Origin of the sequence: Streptomyces sp. NBC_00038 (assembly GCF_026343635.1) — a bacterium.
Classification (GTDB): domain Bacteria; phylum Actinomycetota; class Actinomycetes; order Streptomycetales; family Streptomycetaceae; genus Streptomyces.
The window spans coordinates 6,692,107-6,708,842 of the sequence record NZ_JAPELQ010000001.1; the positions used below are offsets into that span (position 1 = coordinate 6,692,107).

At 71.4% G+C, this 16,736-nt stretch carries 15 protein-coding genes; 9 read left to right on the forward strand and 6 right to left on the reverse strand.

Annotation, left to right across the window (positions count from 1 at the left end; all coding sequences use genetic code 11):
• The first annotated feature begins 72 nt into the window (after positions 1-72).
• Both OG219_RS30410 and OG219_RS30415 read left to right on the forward strand, forming a co-directional pair.
• Positions 73-1,521 (forward strand): NAD(P)H-quinone dehydrogenase, encoded by a 1,449-nt coding sequence (locus OG219_RS30410; RefSeq protein WP_266831799.1) that lies wholly within the window; start codon positions 73-75, stop codon positions 1,519-1,521.
• 167 nt (positions 1,522-1,688) lie between these two features.
• A complete protein-coding gene (locus OG219_RS30415; RefSeq protein ID WP_266831801.1) occupies positions 1,689-2,654 on the forward strand; it encodes a DeoR/GlpR family DNA-binding transcription regulator in 966 nt (321 codons plus the stop codon).
• 120 nt (positions 2,655-2,774) lie between these two features.
• Here the strand turns inward: OG219_RS30415 and OG219_RS30420 are convergent, their stop codons facing one another.
• A complete protein-coding gene (locus OG219_RS30420) occupies positions 2,775-4,547 on the reverse strand; it encodes a biotin carboxylase N-terminal domain-containing protein (RefSeq protein WP_266831803.1) in 1,773 nt (590 codons plus the stop codon).
• Positions 4,548-4,903: 356 nt separating this feature from the next.
• Here OG219_RS30420 and OG219_RS30425 point away from each other — a divergent pair, with 356 nt between their 5' ends.
• The gene (locus OG219_RS30425) at positions 4,904-5,386 is read left to right on the forward strand and encodes a hypothetical protein (RefSeq protein WP_266831805.1); all 483 of its coding nucleotides are present in this window, start codon (positions 4,904-4,906) and stop codon (positions 5,384-5,386) included.
• Between the two features lie 12 nt (positions 5,387-5,398).
• Here OG219_RS30425 and OG219_RS30430 read toward each other — a convergent pair whose 3' ends face one another.
• Together OG219_RS30430 and mmpB are read right to left on the reverse strand one after the other, a co-directional pair.
• Positions 5,399-6,019: a nucleoside triphosphate pyrophosphatase gene (locus tag OG219_RS30430; RefSeq protein WP_266831807.1), complete on the reverse strand. Its 621-nt coding sequence runs from the start codon at positions 6,017-6,019 to the stop codon at positions 5,399-5,401.
• Positions 6,020-6,073: 54 nt separating this feature from the next.
• Positions 6,074-6,202 carry a morphogenic membrane protein MmpB gene (gene mmpB / locus OG219_RS30435; RefSeq protein ID WP_266455295.1) on the reverse strand — a complete coding sequence of 43 codons (129 nt, stop codon included), beginning with the start codon at positions 6,200-6,202 and terminating at the stop codon, positions 6,074-6,076.
• Positions 6,203-6,366: 164 nt separating this feature from the next.
• Between mmpB and OG219_RS30440 the strand changes: the two genes are divergently transcribed.
• Positions 6,367-7,497 carry an SGNH/GDSL hydrolase family protein gene (locus tag OG219_RS30440; RefSeq protein ID WP_266831809.1) on the forward strand — a complete coding sequence of 377 codons (1,131 nt, stop codon included), beginning with the start codon at positions 6,367-6,369 and terminating at the stop codon, positions 7,495-7,497.
• Between the two features lie 7 nt (positions 7,498-7,504).
• Here OG219_RS30440 and OG219_RS30445 read toward each other — a convergent pair whose 3' ends face one another.
• Together OG219_RS30445 and OG219_RS30450 are read right to left on the reverse strand one after the other, a co-directional pair.
• Entirely contained in the window at positions 7,505-7,714 is a 210-nt protein-coding gene (locus OG219_RS30445; RefSeq protein WP_266831811.1) for an acyl-CoA carboxylase epsilon subunit, read from the reverse strand.
• Between the two features lie 35 nt (positions 7,715-7,749).
• Positions 7,750-9,348 carry an acyl-CoA carboxylase subunit beta gene (locus OG219_RS30450; RefSeq protein WP_266831813.1) on the reverse strand — a complete coding sequence of 533 codons (1,599 nt, stop codon included), beginning with the start codon at positions 9,346-9,348 and terminating at the stop codon, positions 7,750-7,752.
• Between the two features lie 193 nt (positions 9,349-9,541).
• Between OG219_RS30450 and OG219_RS30455 the strand changes: the two genes are divergently transcribed.
• Together OG219_RS30455 and OG219_RS30460 are read left to right on the forward strand one after the other, a co-directional pair.
• Entirely contained in the window at positions 9,542-10,414 is an 873-nt protein-coding gene (locus tag OG219_RS30455) for a biotin--[acetyl-CoA-carboxylase] ligase (protein WP_266831815.1), read from the forward strand.
• A 250-nt stretch (positions 10,415-10,664) separates the two neighbouring features.
• Complete coding sequence (locus OG219_RS30460) at positions 10,665-11,858, forward strand: adenylate/guanylate cyclase domain-containing protein (protein WP_266831817.1); 1,194 nt, start codon at positions 10,665-10,667, stop codon at positions 11,856-11,858.
• 22 nt (positions 11,859-11,880) lie between these two features.
• Here OG219_RS30460 and OG219_RS30465 read toward each other — a convergent pair whose 3' ends face one another.
• Complete coding sequence (locus OG219_RS30465; RefSeq protein ID WP_266831819.1) at positions 11,881-12,327, reverse strand: hypothetical protein; 447 nt, start codon at positions 12,325-12,327, stop codon at positions 11,881-11,883.
• Positions 12,328-12,676: 349 nt separating this feature from the next.
• Here OG219_RS30465 and OG219_RS30470 point away from each other — a divergent pair, with 349 nt between their 5' ends.
• From OG219_RS30470 to hutH, 3 genes are all read left to right on the forward strand, one after another.
• Positions 12,677-13,489, forward strand: coding sequence for an enoyl-CoA hydratase/isomerase family protein (locus OG219_RS30470; RefSeq protein ID WP_266831821.1), 813 nt, complete (start codon positions 12,677-12,679; stop codon positions 13,487-13,489).
• 293 nt (positions 13,490-13,782) lie between these two features.
• Complete coding sequence (locus OG219_RS30475; protein ID WP_266831823.1) at positions 13,783-14,952, forward strand: diguanylate cyclase; 1,170 nt, start codon at positions 13,783-13,785, stop codon at positions 14,950-14,952.
• A 64-nt stretch (positions 14,953-15,016) separates the two neighbouring features.
• Positions 15,017-16,555 (forward strand): histidine ammonia-lyase, encoded by a 1,539-nt coding sequence (gene hutH, locus OG219_RS30480; RefSeq protein WP_266836285.1) that lies wholly within the window; start codon positions 15,017-15,019, stop codon positions 16,553-16,555.
• The last annotated feature ends 181 nt before the right edge of the window (positions 16,556-16,736 follow it).

The following is a 16,736-nucleotide window of genomic DNA, read 5'->3' on the forward strand; positions in this document are numbered from 1 at the left end:
CGCGTAACAGAAGTAGCTCGAATGCCCCCATGGAGCCCCCCAGGGCGGAAGCACCTTGAAGCGTGCGGGACAATGGAGTACGTGACTCGGATCGTGATCATCGGTGGCGGACCCGGCGGATACGAGGCGGCCCTCGTGGCCGCCCAGCTCGGCGCGGAGGTGACCGTCGTCGACTGCGACGGTCTGGGCGGGGCGTCGGTGCTCACCGACTGCGTGCCGTCGAAGACCCTTATCGCGACGGCCGAGGTGATGACCACCTTCGATTCGTCGTACGAGGAACTCGGCATCATCGTCGCCGACGACACTCCACACATCGACGCGCCCGCGCGGGTGGTCGGCGTCGACCTCGGCAAGGTCAACCGCCGTGTGAAGCGCCTCGCGCTCGCCCAGTCGCACGACATCACGGCCTCCGTGACCCGCGCCGGCGCCCGTGTCCTGCGCGGACGCGCCCGGCTCGAGGGCATGCAGTCCCTGGACGGCTCCCGCAAGGTGGTCGTGCGGTCCGCCGACGGCACCGAGGAGACGCTGACCGCCGACGCCGTGCTGATCGCGACCGGCGGCCACCCGCGCGAGCTGCCCGACGCACAGCCCGACGGCGAGCGGATCCTCAACTGGACCCAGGTGTACGACCTCGACGAGCTCCCGGACGAGCTCATCGTGGTCGGTTCCGGTGTCACCGGCGCCGAATTCGCCGGCGCCTACCAGGCGCTCGGCTCCCGCGTCACGCTCGTATCCAGCCGCGACCGGGTGCTGCCCGGCGAGGACCCGGACGCCGCCGCCGTCCTGGAGGACGTCTTCCGCCGCCGCGGCATGAACGTCATGGCGCGCTCCCGCGCCGAGTCCGCCAAGCGGGTCGGCGACCGGGTCGAGGTCACCCTCTCCGACGGCCGGGTCATCAGCGGCTCGCACTGCCTGATGGCCGTCGGCGCCATCCCGAACAGCAGCGGGATGGGCCTGGAGGAGGCCGGCGTCAAGGTCAGGGAGTCCGGGCACATCTGGACCGACAAGGTCTCGCGGACCACGGCTCCCGGTGTGTACGCCGCCGGTGACGTGACCGGCGTCTTCGCCCTCGCGTCCGTCGCCGCCATGCAGGGCCGCATCGCCATGTACCACTTCCTGGGCGACGCGGTGGCCCCGCTGAACCTGAAGACCGTCTCGTCGAACGTCTTCACCGACCCGGAGATCGCCACCGTCGGGTACACCCAGGCCGATGTCGACGGGGGCAAGATCGACGCCCGCGTCGTCAAGCTGCCCCTGCTGCGCAACCCGCGCGCCAAGATGCAGGGCATCCGCGACGGCTTCGTGAAGCTTTTCTGCCGCCCGGGCACCGGGATCGTGGTGGGCGGTGTGGTCGTGTCCCCGCGCGCCTCGGAACTGATCCACCCCATCTCGATCGCGGTCGACAACAATCTGACGGTCGAACAGATCGCGAACGCGTTCACCGTGTATCCGTCCCTGTCGGGCTCGATCGCGGAGGTGGCACGGCAGTTGCACACAAGGAAGACCGAGAGCGGCAACTGAGCCCCACGGGCGACTCTCCGCTGGTCACGGGGAGTTGTCGCCCATTCGCACGGCATAGGCGGCGCGAGTAGGCGCCTATACCACTTCGACCCCCGCCATGCGAACAACTTCTGTTATTCGGCGCAAACTGCTGAAAGCAGACGGTCGTTGGGGTTACTGTCAGTTTCGTGTTCGCTGCAGAACGTCGCCAATTGATCCTCGAAATGGTGCGAGCGAATGGGGCCGTGTCGCTCCGTGAGCTCGCCCGCGTCGTCCAGACCTCCGAAGTGACCGTACGGCGGGACGTGCGCGCACTGGAGGCAGAAGGACTCCTCGACCGCCGGCACGGCGGTGCGGTATTGCCGGGCGGGTTCACGCGAGAATCCGGCTTTCCGCAGAAATCGCATCTCGCGACCGCTGAGAAGACGGCCATCGCCGATCTCGCCGCGGGTCTCGTCGAAGAGGGCGAGGCCATCGTGGTGGGCGCGGGGACCACCACGCAGGAGCTGGCCCGTCGGCTCGCGCGGGTACCCGGGCTGACCGTCGTCACCAACTCCCTCCTGGTGGCACAGGCGTTGGCCCATGCCAACCGGGTGGAAGTCGTGATGACCGGCGGCACCCTGCGCGGTTCCAACTACGCCCTGGTCGGCTCCGGTGCCGAGCAGTCCCTCCAGGGGCTGCGGGTCTCCCGGGCCTTCCTCTCCGGAAGCGGGCTGACCGCCGAGCGCGGCCTGTCCACGTCCAACATGTTGTCGGCCTCGGTCGACCGGGCGCTCGTCCAGGCCGCCGCGGAGGTCGTCGTCCTCGCCGACCACACCAAGCTCGGTACGGACACGATGTTCCAGACGGTCCCGACCGACCTGATCACCCGCCTGGTCACCGACGATCCCCCCGCCCACGACGACCGTGCCCTCACCGAACTGCAGGCCCTGGCCGATCAGGGCGTACAGATCACGGTGGCCGGGTCATCCGCAGGTGGCGGCGCGGGAGGCGATCCCGTCCCGGCGGGGCGTCAGCCACGCCGGGACATGCCGCTCCCGGGCCCGCGCCGCGGCCAAGTCCCCGGCTCGGCACCCCAGTTGCGCTCGGCCACGGTCCTGGGCGAGCAGTCCCCCGGGGAGCGGGCAAGGGTGGCGGACCTGCGCCGCCGCTGACCACCTCCGGCCGCACGACCGGAGGAGAACGCCGAAGCGCCCGGCGGACTGACTGCTCCAGTCCGACAGGCGCTTCGGGATGCCGTACGACCGTCTCGTACGGGTGGGACGCAGGGGCCGTCAGTCCTTGATCTCGCAGATGGCGGCGCCGGAGGTCAGCGAGGCGCCGACCTCGGCGCTGAGGCCCTTGATGGTGCCGGAGCGGTGGGCGTTGAGAGGCTGCTCCATCTTCATGGCCTCCAGGACGACGACCAGGTCGCCTTCCTTGACCTCCTGGCCCTCCTCGACGGCGACCTTGACGATGGTCCCCTGCATCGGCGAGGCGAGGGTGTCGCCCGAGGCCACAGGCCCGGACTTCTTCGCCGCCCGCCGCTTGGGCTTGGCACCCGCCGCCAGACCCGTGCGGGCCAGCGACATGCCCAGCGAGTAGGGCAGCGAGACCTCGAGGCGCTTGCCGCCGACCTCGACGACGATCGTCTCGCGGTCGGCCTCGTCCTCGGCCTCGGTGTCCGCCGGAGCGGCGAAGGCCGGGATCTCGTTGACGAACTCGGTCTCGATCCACCGGGTGTGCACCGTGAACGGGCCGTCGGAACCGGTGAGTTCGGGAGCGAACGCGGGGTCGATGACGACCGCGCGGTGGAAGGGGATGGCGGTGGCCATGCCCTCCACATTGAACTCCGCCAGCGCGCGGGCGGCCCGCTGCAGGGCCTGCTCGCGGGTGGCGCCGGTGACGATCAGCTTGGCGAGGAGCGAGTCCCAGGCCGGGCCGATGACGCTGCCGGACTCCACGCCCGCGTCCAGCCGGACGCCCGGCCCCGACGGCGGGTCGAAGACGGTCACGGTGCCGGGGGCGGGCAGGAAACCGCGCCCCGGGTCCTCGCCGTTGATGCGGAACTCGAAGGAGTGCCCGCGCAGTTCGGGGTCGCCGTAGCCGAGTTCCTCGCCGTCGGCGATGCGGAACATCTCGCGCACCAGGTCGATGCCCGCGACCTCCTCGGTCACCGGGTGCTCCACCTGGAGGCGGGTGTTGACCTCCAGGAAGGAGATCGTGCCGTCGGTGCCGACCAGGAACTCGACCGTGCCCGCACCGACATAGCCGGCCTCGCGCAGGATCGCCTTGGAGGAGGAGTACAGCTCCTCGACCTGGGCGTCGGAGAGGAAGGGCGCGGGCGCCTCCTCGACCAGCTTCTGGTGCCGGCGCTGCAGCGAGCAGTCCCGGGTGGAGACCACGACCACGTTGCCGTGGGAGTCGGCCAGGCACTGCGTTTCCACATGCCGGGGCTTGTCGAGGTAGCGCTCCACAAAGCACTCCCCGCGCCCGAAGGCGGCGACCGCCTCGCGGACTGCCGAGTCGTACAACTCCGGCACTTCTTCGAGCGTGCGGGCGACCTTCAGACCGCGCCCGCCGCCGCCGAAGGCAGCCTTGATCGCGATCGGCAGCCCGTGCTCCTGCGCGAACGCGACGACCTCGTCGGCACCGGACACCGGGTCGGGTGTGCCGGCCACCAGCGGGGCGCCGGCGCGCTGCGCGATGTGCCGGGCGGCGACCTTGTCACCCAGATCGCGGATGGCCTGCGGCGGCGGCCCGATCCACACCAGGCCCGCGTCCAGCACGGCTTGGGCGAAGTCCGCGTTCTCGGAAAGGAAGCCGTAACCGGGGTGGATGGCGTCCGCCCCCGAATCCTTGGCGGCCTGGAGCACCTTGGCGATGTCCAGGTAGCTGGTGGCCGGGGTGTCACCGCCCAACGCGAACGCCTCGTCCGCCGCACGGACATGCAGAGCGTCCCGGTCCGGTTCCGCATAGACGGCAACACTCGCGATACCGGCATCCCGGCACGCCCGGGCCACGCGGACAGCGATTTCGCCACGGTTGGCGATGAGCACCTTGCGCACGATGGCTCCCTCCTTGAAACAAGCCGAGTTTAGGGACTGCCGACACGACCTTTCGACCCGTCCCCAATGGTGAGCTTGCCCACACGGAGTGTGATTCGAGGCGCGCTCGACCCGTGAAATCCCTTGTCGCGCCACGGCACACGGGATCCCTTCCCTGAACCCTAGCCCTCCTGTGTGGCCGAGGTCTCTGTGAGTCAGTGCTGCGCGCCACAGGGTTTCTTTGTCGAGTCCCTACGAATGGCCCAATGATTCTTTGCCCTCGGCAGAACCCTTGTCCCGAGGTTTACCCGTTAGTAGCGTTCAGGATGTACTCGAACGTACTAGGGGTAACAGCACACGGAAGCGGGTGGGGACCGGTGGTGCGCAGACCGGTTGCGTGGGTGGCGGCGATCGTGCTCTTCGTGGAGGCGATCGGCATCGCGCTGCTGAACTGGTTGCTCGGCACTGTCGTCGACAACCAGGACATGTCCCTGGCGGGGCTCGACCCGGACATGATGTCCATCTCGTCGAAGGTCGGAGGCCTGGTCTTCGGCGCCTACTTCGCGCTGTGCGGGGTCACCGCCCTGCTCGCCGCCGTGCGCGACCGGGCGCCGGGCCTCTTCGGCCGCGTCCTCCTCGTCAGCGCCGCGGTGGTGCACGGACTGCTGGGCGCCTTCACGGTGGGCCTGGTGGGCTGGGGCGCGTTCGCCTTCATGATGGTGGGGCTCGCGCTGATCGTGTTCACGCTCCTGGCGTTCGACCGCCCGGCGGGCCCGGTCGACGCCGCGCCCGAGAAGGGCGGGAACGGAGACAACGGAGGGGCACCGGTCGTGGCCCCTCCGGCCCCCTCGGCCTCCTGATCCCGCTCCGGGTCACTTCTCCCGCGGCGTCCACAACTCCGTGATGCCGACGCCCAGTTCGGCCAGCAGGCGGCGCACCAGCGGCAGCGAGATCCCGATCACGTTGCCGTGGTCGCCGTCGATGCCGTCGATGAACGGGGCCGAGCGGCCGTCGAGGGTGAACGCCCCGGCCACGTAGAGGGGTTCGCCCGAGGCGACGTACGCGGCGATCTCGGCGTCGCTCGGGTCGCCGAAGTGGACCACGGTGGACGCGGTCGCCGAGGCGTAGCGCTTGGCCGCCGTGTCGTAGACGCAGTGGCCCGTCTGGAGTGTCCCGGCGCGGCCGCGCATCGACTTCCAGCGGGCGGTGGCCTCCTCGGCGTCGGCGGGCTTGCCGTACGCCTCGCCGTCCAGGTCGAGGACCGAGTCGCAGCCGATCACCAGGGCGCCCTGCACCTCGGGCTTCGCCGCCACCACGGAGGCCTTCGCCTCGGCCAGCGCCAGGGCGAGTTCGGCGGGGGTCGGTGCGTTGACGGCCTCCTCGTCGACCCCGCTCACGATCACCTCGGGGGCGAGTCCGGCCTGCCGCAGCAGGTTGAGACGGGCGGGGGACTGCGAGGCGAGCACGAGACGGCGACGCGGCTGATCAGTCATGCGATCAGGGTATCGCCGCAGCGGTGATCGTCCTCGGCGTCATGTGGAGGGTGCTCACATCACTCCGAGGACGACCATCGCGAGCACCATGGCCAGCGCCACGAGAACGCCAAGGCGCCGCAACATGTCCTGAGTGTCGCGGAGTTCCTTGGGGGGCTCGTTCTCGGGGTCGGACCACAGCATGTCTTCGATCGTGCGACGGCGAAGGGCCGGGCGCCTGAGTACGCGTACTCAACTTGCGCACGTCTCGCGTAAACGGGTCTTGGGTTCCTTTCACGCGTGACCTCCTGTTACCGTCGTGAGCGTTGCTAAAGGAACCCTGGTCCCTTTAATGGAGGCAAGCCGCCGTGTTCACCACCGCCTGGACCGCATCGCCCCAGCTCCCCGCCGAGGGCTTCACCCCCAACTGGTCGCAGGAGGGCTTCTGGCGCCAGTCGCTGCGCCAGGCCGTACGCCTCACCGCGGGCGGCGACCGGATCCGTGTCCGGCTGTCCAACGCGTACGGCACCTCGCCGCTGCGGATCGCGGGCGCCACCGTGGCCCGGGCCGGCGAAGAGGCCGCCGTCGAGCCCGGCTCGGTACGGCGGCTCACCTTCGGCGGGGACGCCTCGGCCGAGATCCCCGCGCGCGGCCTCGCCGTCAGCGACCCGGCCGAACTCGCCCTGGAACCCCTGGAGTCGGTGACCGTCACCCTCCACCTCGACGCCGTCACCGGCCCCGCGACCTTCCATGCACAGGCCTTCGCGACCAGCTACCGGGCTCCGGGCGACCGCCTGGCGGACGTCGGGGGCCAGGCTTTCGACGCTTCGTCCGAGTCCTGGTACTTCCTCTCGGCCGTCGAGGTCGACGCAGGCCGCAGGGACGCCGTCGCGCTCTTCGGGGACTCCATCACGGACGGCTTCGGCTCGACCCCGGGCGCGAACCGCCGCTGGTCGGACGCGCTCGCCGAACGCACCGGACACCCCGTCCTCAACGCGGGCATCGGCGGGAACCTGCTGCTCAACGACTCGGCCTGGTACGGCGAGAAGGGCATCCGCCGACTCGGACGCGACGTCCTCGACCACCAGGGCGTGGGCACACTCGTCGTGCTCCAGGGGCTCAACGACATCGGCTTCAGCGAGACTGGCGAACAGCCCACGTACAAGCCCGCACCGGTCGTGGAGGCCGGTGAACTCGTCGACGGTTACCGGGAGTTGATACGGCAGGCGCGTGCCCGGGGCCTGCGGGTGATCGGCTCCACCCTCCTCCCCTTCGGCGGCTCCGACCACTGGGGCGAGCGCGCGGCGAAGGTGAGCCACGAGGTGAACGAGTGGATCCGCGGCGCCGGTGAGTGGGACGCGGCGCTGGAACTGAACCGCGTACTGGCCGACCCGGCCGACCCGGACCGGCTGCACCCGGCGTACGACTTCGGCGACCACCTGCACCCCAACGACGCGGGGTACGCGGTGATGGCCGAAGCCCTCGCGAAACTGCTCTAGAGCCCGTCTAGCCGGGCCAGTACGTGCGGCCCCACGCCGTCGGCCCCGGCTGGGGCAGCCGGCGCGTGGCGATGCGGGCCGGGTCGGCCCACGAGTCGCTTGCCCCGGGCGCGCCGGGCGGGGCCGAGGCCGCCGCCGCGGCGCGCGCGCGGACCACCGCCAGTGCGGCGGCCAGCTCCTCCGGGGTCGGGTTGCCCCGTACGACCTTGATCGTCATAACCGCTCCCAAGCGTTTCAGGGTCTGGAGGGGGCCTAGAGGGGGATGTTGCCGTGCTTCTTCGGAGGCAGTGACTCCCGCTTCGTACGCAGCGCACGCAGGCCGCGTACGACATGGGCGCGGGTGTCGGACGGCATGATCACGCCGTCGATGTAGCCGCGCTCGGCCGCTGTGTACGGGTTCAGGAGCGTGTCCTCGTACTCCTGGATGAGGCGGGCCCGGGTCGCCTCCTGCTCCTCCGCGGGAGTCGCGGCGATGGTGCGGCGGTGCAGGATGTTGACTGCGCCCTGCGCGCCCATCACCGCGATCTGGGCCGTGGGCCAGGCGAGGTTGAGGTCGGCGCCCAGGTGCTTGGACCCCATGACGTCGTACGCGCCGCCGAAGGCCTTGCGGGTGATGACCGTGATGAGGGGGACGGTCGCCTCGGCGTAGGCGTAGATCAGCTTGGCGCCGCGGCGGATGATGCCGGTGTGCTCCTGGTCGACGCCGGGGAGGAAGCCCGGGACGTCCACGAACGTGATGACCGGGACGTTGAAGGCGTCGCACGTCCGGACGAAGCGCGCGGCCTTCTCGCTCGCGTCGATGTCCAGGCAGCCCGCGAACTGCATCGGCTGGTTGGCGACGATGCCGACCGGGTGGCCCTCGACCCGCCCGAACCCGGTGAGGATGTTCGGCGCGAACAGCGCCTGCGTCTCGAAGAACTCGGCGTCGTCCAGTACGTGTTCGATCACCGTGTGCATGTCGTACGGCTGGTTCGCGCTGTCCGGCACGATCACGTCCAGCTCGCGGTCCTCGTCGGTGACGGTGAGGTCCGCCTCCTCCGGGAAGACCGGGGGCTCACTGAGGTTGTTGGACGGCAGGTACGACAGCAGCTGCTTGACGTACTCGATGGCGTCCTTCTCGTCGCCCGCCATGTGATGGGCCACGCCGGACACCGCGTTGTGCGTGCGGGCGCCGCCGAGCTCCTCGAAGCCGACGTCCTCGCCCGTCACCGTCTTGATGACGTCGGGCCCCGTGATGAACATGTGCGAGGTCTGGTCGACCATGATCGTGAAGTCGGTGATCGCGGGGGAGTAGACCGCGCCGCCAGCGCACGGGCCGACGACCAGCGAGATCTGCGGGATGACCCCGGACGCGTGGGTGTTCCGGCGGAAGATCTCGCCGTACATGCCCAGCGCGCTGACACCTTCCTGGATGCGGGCGCCGCCCGAGTCGTTGATGCCGATGACCGGGCAGCCCGTCTTCAGCGCGAAGTCCATCGCCTTCATGATCTTCTGGCCGAAGACCTCTCCGAGGGCGCCGCCGAAGACGGTGAAGTCCTGTGAGAACACGGCGACGGGGCGGGCGTCGACCGTGCCGTACCCGGTGACCACACCGTCTCCGTACGGACGGTTCTTCTCCAGGCCGAAGTCGCTGGAGCGGTGCTGTGCGAACTCGTCGAACTCGACGAACGACCCCTCGTCGAGGAGCAGCTCGATCCGCTCACGGGCCGTCAACTTGCCCTTGGCGTGCTGCTTTTCGACGGCGCGTGCCGAGCCGGCGTGCGTCGCCTCCTCGATACGGCGCTGCAGGTCCGCGATTTTGCCCGCGGTGGTGTGGATGTCGGGGTGGTGCAGCTCTTCCGGCTCGGACATCGGGATGCGGCTCCCTGCCTGCTCAATGGGGACGTGAGGGTGACGTACTCAAGGGTGCTACTGAGCGCTCTGTGGCGCGTTCTGCTCAACGATGCTGTTAAGGATGCTGCTCAGGAGTTTGCTACTGACTCGTAGGGTAGTGGCGGCGATACGGTTCGGCAGTGCGGCGTTTACCACACCTAGGGTGGGTTGCATGACGCCGCGAGATGCATCAGACGCCAACGACAACCAGTGGTCCGACCTGGACCGTCCGCCGCTCAACGCGGTTGCCCTGCGCAAGGCGCTGGTACGGGACGGGAGCCTCTGGTCCGGCATCGAGGTGGTCGCCCGCACCGGGTCGACCAACTCCGACCTCGTCGCCCTCGCCACCGCGGGAACGGCCGCCGAGGGCGCGGTACTGGTCGCCGAGGAGCAGAACGCCGGGCGCGGACGCCTCGACCGGCAGTGGACGGCACCGGCCCGCTCCGGCCTCTTCTTCTCCGTCCTGCTGAAGCCGGCCCAGGTGCCCGTCGAGCGCTGGGGATGGCTGCCGCTGCTCACCGGGGTCGCGGTGGCGACCGGTCTCTCGCGGGCCGCCGGCGTCGATACGGCACTCAAGTGGCCCAATGACCTGCTGGTGACCGTGGACGGTGCGGAGCGCAAGGCCGGCGGCATTCTCGCCGAGCGGGCCGGGACCGACGCGGTCGTGGTGGGCGTCGGCATCAACGTCACGCTGCGCGAGGACGAACTCCCCGTCCCCGGGGCCGGGTCCCTCGCCCTCGCGGGCGCGGCGACCACGGACCGTGACACCGTCCTGCGAGCCGTCCTTCGCTCACTCGCCCAGTGGTACGAGCGCTGGCGCGACGCGGGCGGTGACCCTGTCGCGTCCGGCCTTCAGGAGACGTACGCCGCCGGGTGCGCGACGCTCGGGCGCGTGGTGCGGGCCGAGCTGCCCGGGGGGCGGTCGATCAGCGGGGAGGCGGTGGCCGTGGACGGGGACGGGCGGTTGGTTCTGGCCACGGAGGAAGGGGTGCAGGAGCCGGTGGGGGCGGGGGACATCGTGCATCTGCGGGCGGTGGGGGGCTGAGGGCGGGTTTTTCGCCCCGGCCGGGGGGAGATCTTTTAGCCCGTCCGGCGTTTGAGGACGAGCGCGTCAGCGCGATGCGGGGGTCTGGGGGCGGCAGCCCCCAGAAACGGGACGGGAAGGGGCGGAGGGGGCGAAAAACCCCAAGGCCGGCCCCGTGCACACACCCGCGTCAGGAGTGAGCCAGCCCACACCTGCCGTAGAGTTGAGCGCGGTCGATACCTGACCGTGGCAGATCGGAAGGGCAGCAGGCGTGACCGTCGACGACACCGGTTCCGGTACGGGTGCAGACCCCGCCCCCGACGCCGAGCCGGGCCGTACCGCCGGGTCGGTCACCCACAGGTCCAACGAAGGCGCCGTACGGGTGGACGCACACGAGGACCAGGACTCCGGCGAGGACCCGCTGGCGCTACGCCTGGAGCAGCTGATCCTCGGCGCCGAGCGCCGGTACACCCCCTTCCAGGCGGCCCGCAGCGCAGGCGTCTCCATGGAGCTGGCCTCCCGCTTCTGGCGGGCCATGGGCTTCGCCGACATCGGCCAGGCCAAGGCGCTCACGGAAGCCGACGTCCTCGCCCTGCGCCGCCTCGCGGGCCTCGTCGAGGCGGGCCTGCTGAGCGAGGCGATGGCGGTCCAGGTGGCCCGTTCCACCGGCCAGACCACCGCCCGCCTCGCCGAATGGCAGATCGACTCCTTCCTGGCGGGCCTCACCGAGCCCCCGGAACCGGGGATGACGCGCACCGAGGTGACGTACCCCCTGATGGAACTGCTCCTGCCCGAGCTGGAGGAGTTCCTCGTCTACGTCTGGCGCCGCCAGCTCGCCGCCGCGACCGGCCGGGTCGTGCAGGCCGGGGACGACGAGGAGATGGTCGACCGCCGGCTCGCCGTCGGCTTCGCGGACCTCGTCGGGTTCACGCGGCTGACGCGCCGCATGGAGGAGGAGGAACTCGGCGAACTGGTCGAGGCCTTCGAGACCACGGCCGCCGACCTGGTGGCCGCGCACGGGGGCCGGCTCATCAAGACACTCGGCGACGAGGTCCTGTACGCCGCCGACGACGCCGGGGTCGCCGCCGAGATCGCGCTGCGCCTCATCGAGACGATGGCGAACGACGAGACCATGCCGGAACTGCGCGTCGGCATCGCCTTCGGCACGGTGACGACCCGGATGGGCGACGTGTTCGGTACGACGGTGAACCTCGCGAGCCGCCTCACCTCGATAGCGCCACGGGACGCCGTCCTGGTGGACGGCGCCTTCGCGGAGGAACTGGTCCGCACCGGCGACGCGCCCGCCTCGGAAGCGGAGGCCGCCGAGGCAGCGGCCGCCGCGGAGAAGGAGGGCGAGGAACCGCCCTCCTACCGTTTCGCCCTCCAGCCGATGTGGCAGCGCCCGGTGCGCGGCCTCGGCGTGGTCGAACCGTGGCTGCTCGCCCGCCGCGACACCGAGGCGTAGGCACCGTCGCAGGCACGGACTCCTAGCGGGGTCCGGCGAGGGATCCGAGCGGCTCGGCCAGACCGTTCACGCAGAGCCCGACGACGGGTACGCACAGGCCCGGGGGCTCGGGCTTCGCGCCCGGAGCGGGGGCGGTCGCGCTCGGGGCAGGTGCGGCGGTGGTCGCTGCCGGTGGCCGCGGCGCCGCGGGAGCCGGCGCCGGGCCCGTGGGATTGCCGGTCGTGTCCGGCGTGCCGCCCACGGGGACGCTGACAGGCGTCGACGGGGCCGTCACGAATCGCGTCGGCGTCGGTGCCGGTGTCGGCGCGAGGCTCACGCCCGGGGCCGGCAGCGCGCTCTCCCCGCCCATCACGGCGGGCGTCGTGGCGGCCACCGGACGCGCCGAGGGCACGGCCTCGACGTTCGCGGCGGCATTGCCCGCCGTGTCGGTGACGGTGCCCGAGGTCGGCTCCGCGTCCGGGGCCCCCATGCCCCCGATCATCGACTCCGGCGCCATCCTCACGAGGCTCAACGCCCCTGCCGCCAGCGCGAGTCCGCCCACGGCAAAGAGCACTCGTCGCGGGCGGGGCCTGCGATGCCGCCCACGTGTCGTCTCCCGGTCCGTCATGGTCATACCTCCCCAAGGTGCCCGCGCTCCCCGATGCGCTGCGGCGGTGCGCAGGTTATGCGGCGGGTGAGGGCGGGGGCCGGGAGTTGGGCGGGGTGTCACCCGAACGGGGAGACGGGGGTGCGGGGGTGTGGGGGTGGGTTCCGGTGGGCGGTGGCTCCTGCGATGATCGAGGAGTCGGCAGTTAACCCGCGTTAACCAGGAGGGCGTCATGGCGGAGCTGGAGCAGGGGGGCGAGCGGCGGTTCGGGGAGTTCGTCGCCGTACGGCGGCACGGGTACGTCGCGGAGCTCGTCCTCGACCGGCCGAAGGCCATGAACGCGGTGTCCACGGACATGGCCCGCGCCATCGCCGGTGCCTGCGAGGCGCTCGCCGCCGACCGGGACGTGCGCGTGGTCGTGCTGACCTCGACCCATGAGCGGGCCTTCTGCGTCGGCGCCGACCTGAAGGAACGGAACTCCCTCACCGACGCCGAGCTGGTGCGCCAGCGGCCCGTCGCGCGGGCCGCGTACACCGGGGTTCTGGAGCTGCCGATGCCGACCGTCGCCGCTGTGCACGGGTTCGCGCTGGGTGGCGGGTTCGAGCTGGCGCTGTCCTGCGATCTGATCGTGGCCGACCGTACGGCGGTGGTCGGGCTGCCAGAGGTGTCGGTCGGGGTGATTCCCGGTGGGGGCGGTACGCAGTTGCTGCCGCGCCGGGTCGGGGCCGCTCGGGCGGCCGAGCTGATCTTCTCGGCGCGGCGGCTGGAGGCGGCTGAGGCGCGGGAGTTGGGGCTTGTCGATGAGCTGGTCGATGCGGGGCGGGATCGCGAGGAGGCGCTTGCCCTCGCCGCCCGGATCGCCGGGAACTCTCCCGTCGGGCTGCGTGCGGCCAAGCGGGCGCTTCGGCTCGGCCACGGTCTCGACCTCCGGGCCGGGCTCGAGGTCGAGGACGCCGCGTGGCGGTCCGTCGCCTTCTCCGGGGACCGGGCGGAGGGTGTGGCGGCCTTCAACGAGAAGCGCACGCCGGAGTGGCCGGGGGCGTAGGCGTTTTTCGCCCCCTCCGCCCCTACCCGTCCCTTGTTCCTGGGGGCTCCGCCCCCAGACCCCCGATCGCCCGAAGGGCTCGTCCTCAAACGCCGGACGGGCTAAAGAATTTCCGGCTCGGGCAAGATTTTCAGCCCCTCCGGCGTTTGAGGAGCGGGGTCTGGGGCGGAGCCCCAGGAACGAGGGACGGGTAGGGGCGGAGGGGGCGAAAAAACCCGACAGAACCCCCGCCCCGGACCCCTGTTCGCCGTATCAATGTCCCGAAATGCCGGGATTTTACCTAGCCTGGAGTGATGGGTGAGGACAGACGGCTGAGGGCCGTGGTGGAGCTTGCGCAGGGGATGGCGGCGGCGCACACCCCGCGCGAGTCCTGGCGGGCCGCGGCACTCGGGGCCTGCCACGCCCTCGACGGCAGCTTCGCCGCGCTCTCCGTATGGGAGCGGGAGCTCGGCCGGCTGCGCGTTCTGGCGAACGTGGGGGAGCGGGCGGAGGGCGAGGAGGAGTTCCCGGAGGGGGAGGCCTACCCGGTGCACCAGTTCCCGGAGATCACCGAGTTCCTGCACGAGCGGTGGGCCGGAGGCGGCGAGCCCGACGCCTGGGTCGAGACCGCGGAGGGCCCGGCGGGCGGCCCCGCCGGGTACTGCCATCAGCGCGTCGCCGCCCTGCGCAGGCGCGGCCGAGGCTGCTGTGTCGTCGCCCCGATCGTGCTGCACGGCCGAGCCTGGGGCGAGCTGTACGTGGCCCGCCCGGCGGGAGCCCCCGTCTTCGAACGGGCCGACGCCGACTTCGCGACCGTCCTGGCCTCGGTCGTGGCGGCAGGGATCGCCCAGACCGAGCGGCTGGAGGAGGCCAGGCGGCTGGCGTTCACGGACGCCCTCACCGGTCTCGCCAACCGCCGCGCCGTCGACGTACGGCTCGACGAGGCGATCGAACGCCACAAGGAGGACGAGAAGGTCGTGGTCAGTCTCGTCGTCTGCGACCTCAACGGGCTCAAGCGGGTCAACGACACCCGGGGGCACGCGGTCGGCGACCGGCTCCTCGAACGCTTCGGGTCCGTGCTGTCCCTGTGCGGCGCGATGCTCCCCGGTACCCTCACGGCCCGGCTCGGCGGCGACGAGTTCTGCCTCCTCGCGGTGGGCCCGGCCGCCGACGAGGTCGTCCGGGTCGCCGACGAACTCTGCCGCAGGGCCGCCGAGTTGGAGCTCGGTGAGGGGGTGGCCTGCGGGGTCGCCTCGACCGAGGATCCGATCGGGCCGGTGCGCTCGGCGAGGCGGCTGTTCCGGCTCGCCGACGCCGCCCAGTACCGCGCGAAGGCCGTTCGGGCCGCGAAGCCCGTCGTCGCCGGGCGCGAGGGCCCCGACGACCCGGTCGTACGCCTCGCCGACGCGCCGTCCAAGGAGGGGGCGGGGGAGCGGCGCCGCTTCCGAGGGCGCCCGGGGCCGCGGAACACGGAGGAGAGGTAAGGGGTCAACCCGGCACCCAGTAGTGACATCATCGAATTCACTGCGTACGCTCCTGAATATGGATATGCACACTGTGGTGGTGGGGACGTCCGGGGTGACCGCGTCCGACGTTCTCGCCGTGGCGCGCGCCGGCGCCCGGATCGAGCTCTCCGGCGAGGCGGTGGCGGCCCTCGCCGCTGCCCGCGAGATCGTGGACGCGCTGGCCGCGAAGCCGGAGCCCGTCTACGGCGTCTCCACCGGGTTCGGCGCCCTCGCGAGCCGGCACATCAGCCCGGAACTCCGCGCCCAGCTGCAGCGCAACATCGTCCGCTCGCACGCCGCCGGGATGGGCCCGCGCGTCGAGCGCGAGGTCGTCCGCGCGCTGATGTTCCTGCGGCTCAAGACCGTCTGCTCGGGGCACACCGGCGTGCGGCCCGAGGTCGCGCAGACCATGGCCGACATCCTGAACGCCGGTATCACCCCGGTCGTCCACGAGTACGGCTCGCTCGGCTGCTCCGGCGACCTGGCCCCGCTGTCCCACTGCGCGCTGACCCTCATGGGCGAGGGCGACGCGGAGGGCCCGGACGGTACCGTGCGGCCCGCGGGCGAGCTGCTCGCCGAGGCCGGCATCACCCCGGTCGAGCTGCGTGAGAAGGAAGGCCTCGCCCTCCTCAACGGCACCGACGGCATGCTCGGCATGCTGGTCATGGCCCTCGCCGACCTGGAGACCCTCTATAAGTCGGCCGATGTGACGGCCGCCCTGTCGCTCGAAGCACTCCTCGGCACCGACAAGGTCCTCGCCCCCGAACTGCACGCCATCCGCCCGCACCCCGGCCAGAGCGCCGCGGCCGCCAACATGCTGGCCGTACTGAAGGGTTCGGAGCTCACCGGGCACCACCAGGACGGCGCCCCGCGCGTCCAGGACGCCTACTCCGTGCGCTGCGCCCCGCAGGTCGCCGGCGCCGGACGCGACACCCTCGCGCACGCCCGCACGGTCGCCGAGCGCGAGCTGGCCTCCGCCGTCGACAACCCCGTCGTGCTCCCCGACGGCCGCGTGGAGTCGAACGGCAACTTCCACGGCGCCCCGGTCGCCTACGTCCTCGACTTCCTCGCCATCGCCGCCGCCGACCTCGGCTCCATCGCCGAGCGGCGCACCGACCGGCTGCTCGACAAGAACCGCTCGCACGGCCTGCCGCCGTTCCTCGCGGACGACGCCGGCGTCGACTCGGGCCTGATGATCGCCCAGTACACGCAGGCGGCACTGGTGAGCGAGATGAAGCGGCTCGCCGTACCGGCGTCCGCCGACTCCATCCCGTCCTCCGCGATGCAGGAGGACCACGTATCGATGGGCTGGTCGGCCGCCCGCAAGCTGCGCACCGCCGTGGACAACCTCACCCGCATCGTCGCGATCGAGCTGTACGCCGCCACGCGCGCGATCGAGCTCCGCGAGGGCCTCACACCGGCCCCGGCGTCGCAGGCGGTCATCGAGGCCGTCCGCGCGGCAGGCGTCCAGGGCCCCGGCCCCGACCGTTTCCTCGCCCCGGACCTGGCGGCGGCGGACGCGTTCGTGCGCGCGGGGCAGGTGGTCGCGGCCGTGGAGCCGGTGACCGGTCCGCTGGCCTAGCAGTCGGAAGTCCTACATGGCGGGGGCCGCCGTCGGCTGTACGGTGGTCCTCGTCACGTCCGGGTCTTTCGGGGCCCGGAGGTGCTCAGAGGTGTGCTACTGTCACATTGATACGTTTTTGGTACCCATTTACTTTGTGCGCCTGATCGGAATCTTCCGCAGGCGCGTTTTGTTTTACCGG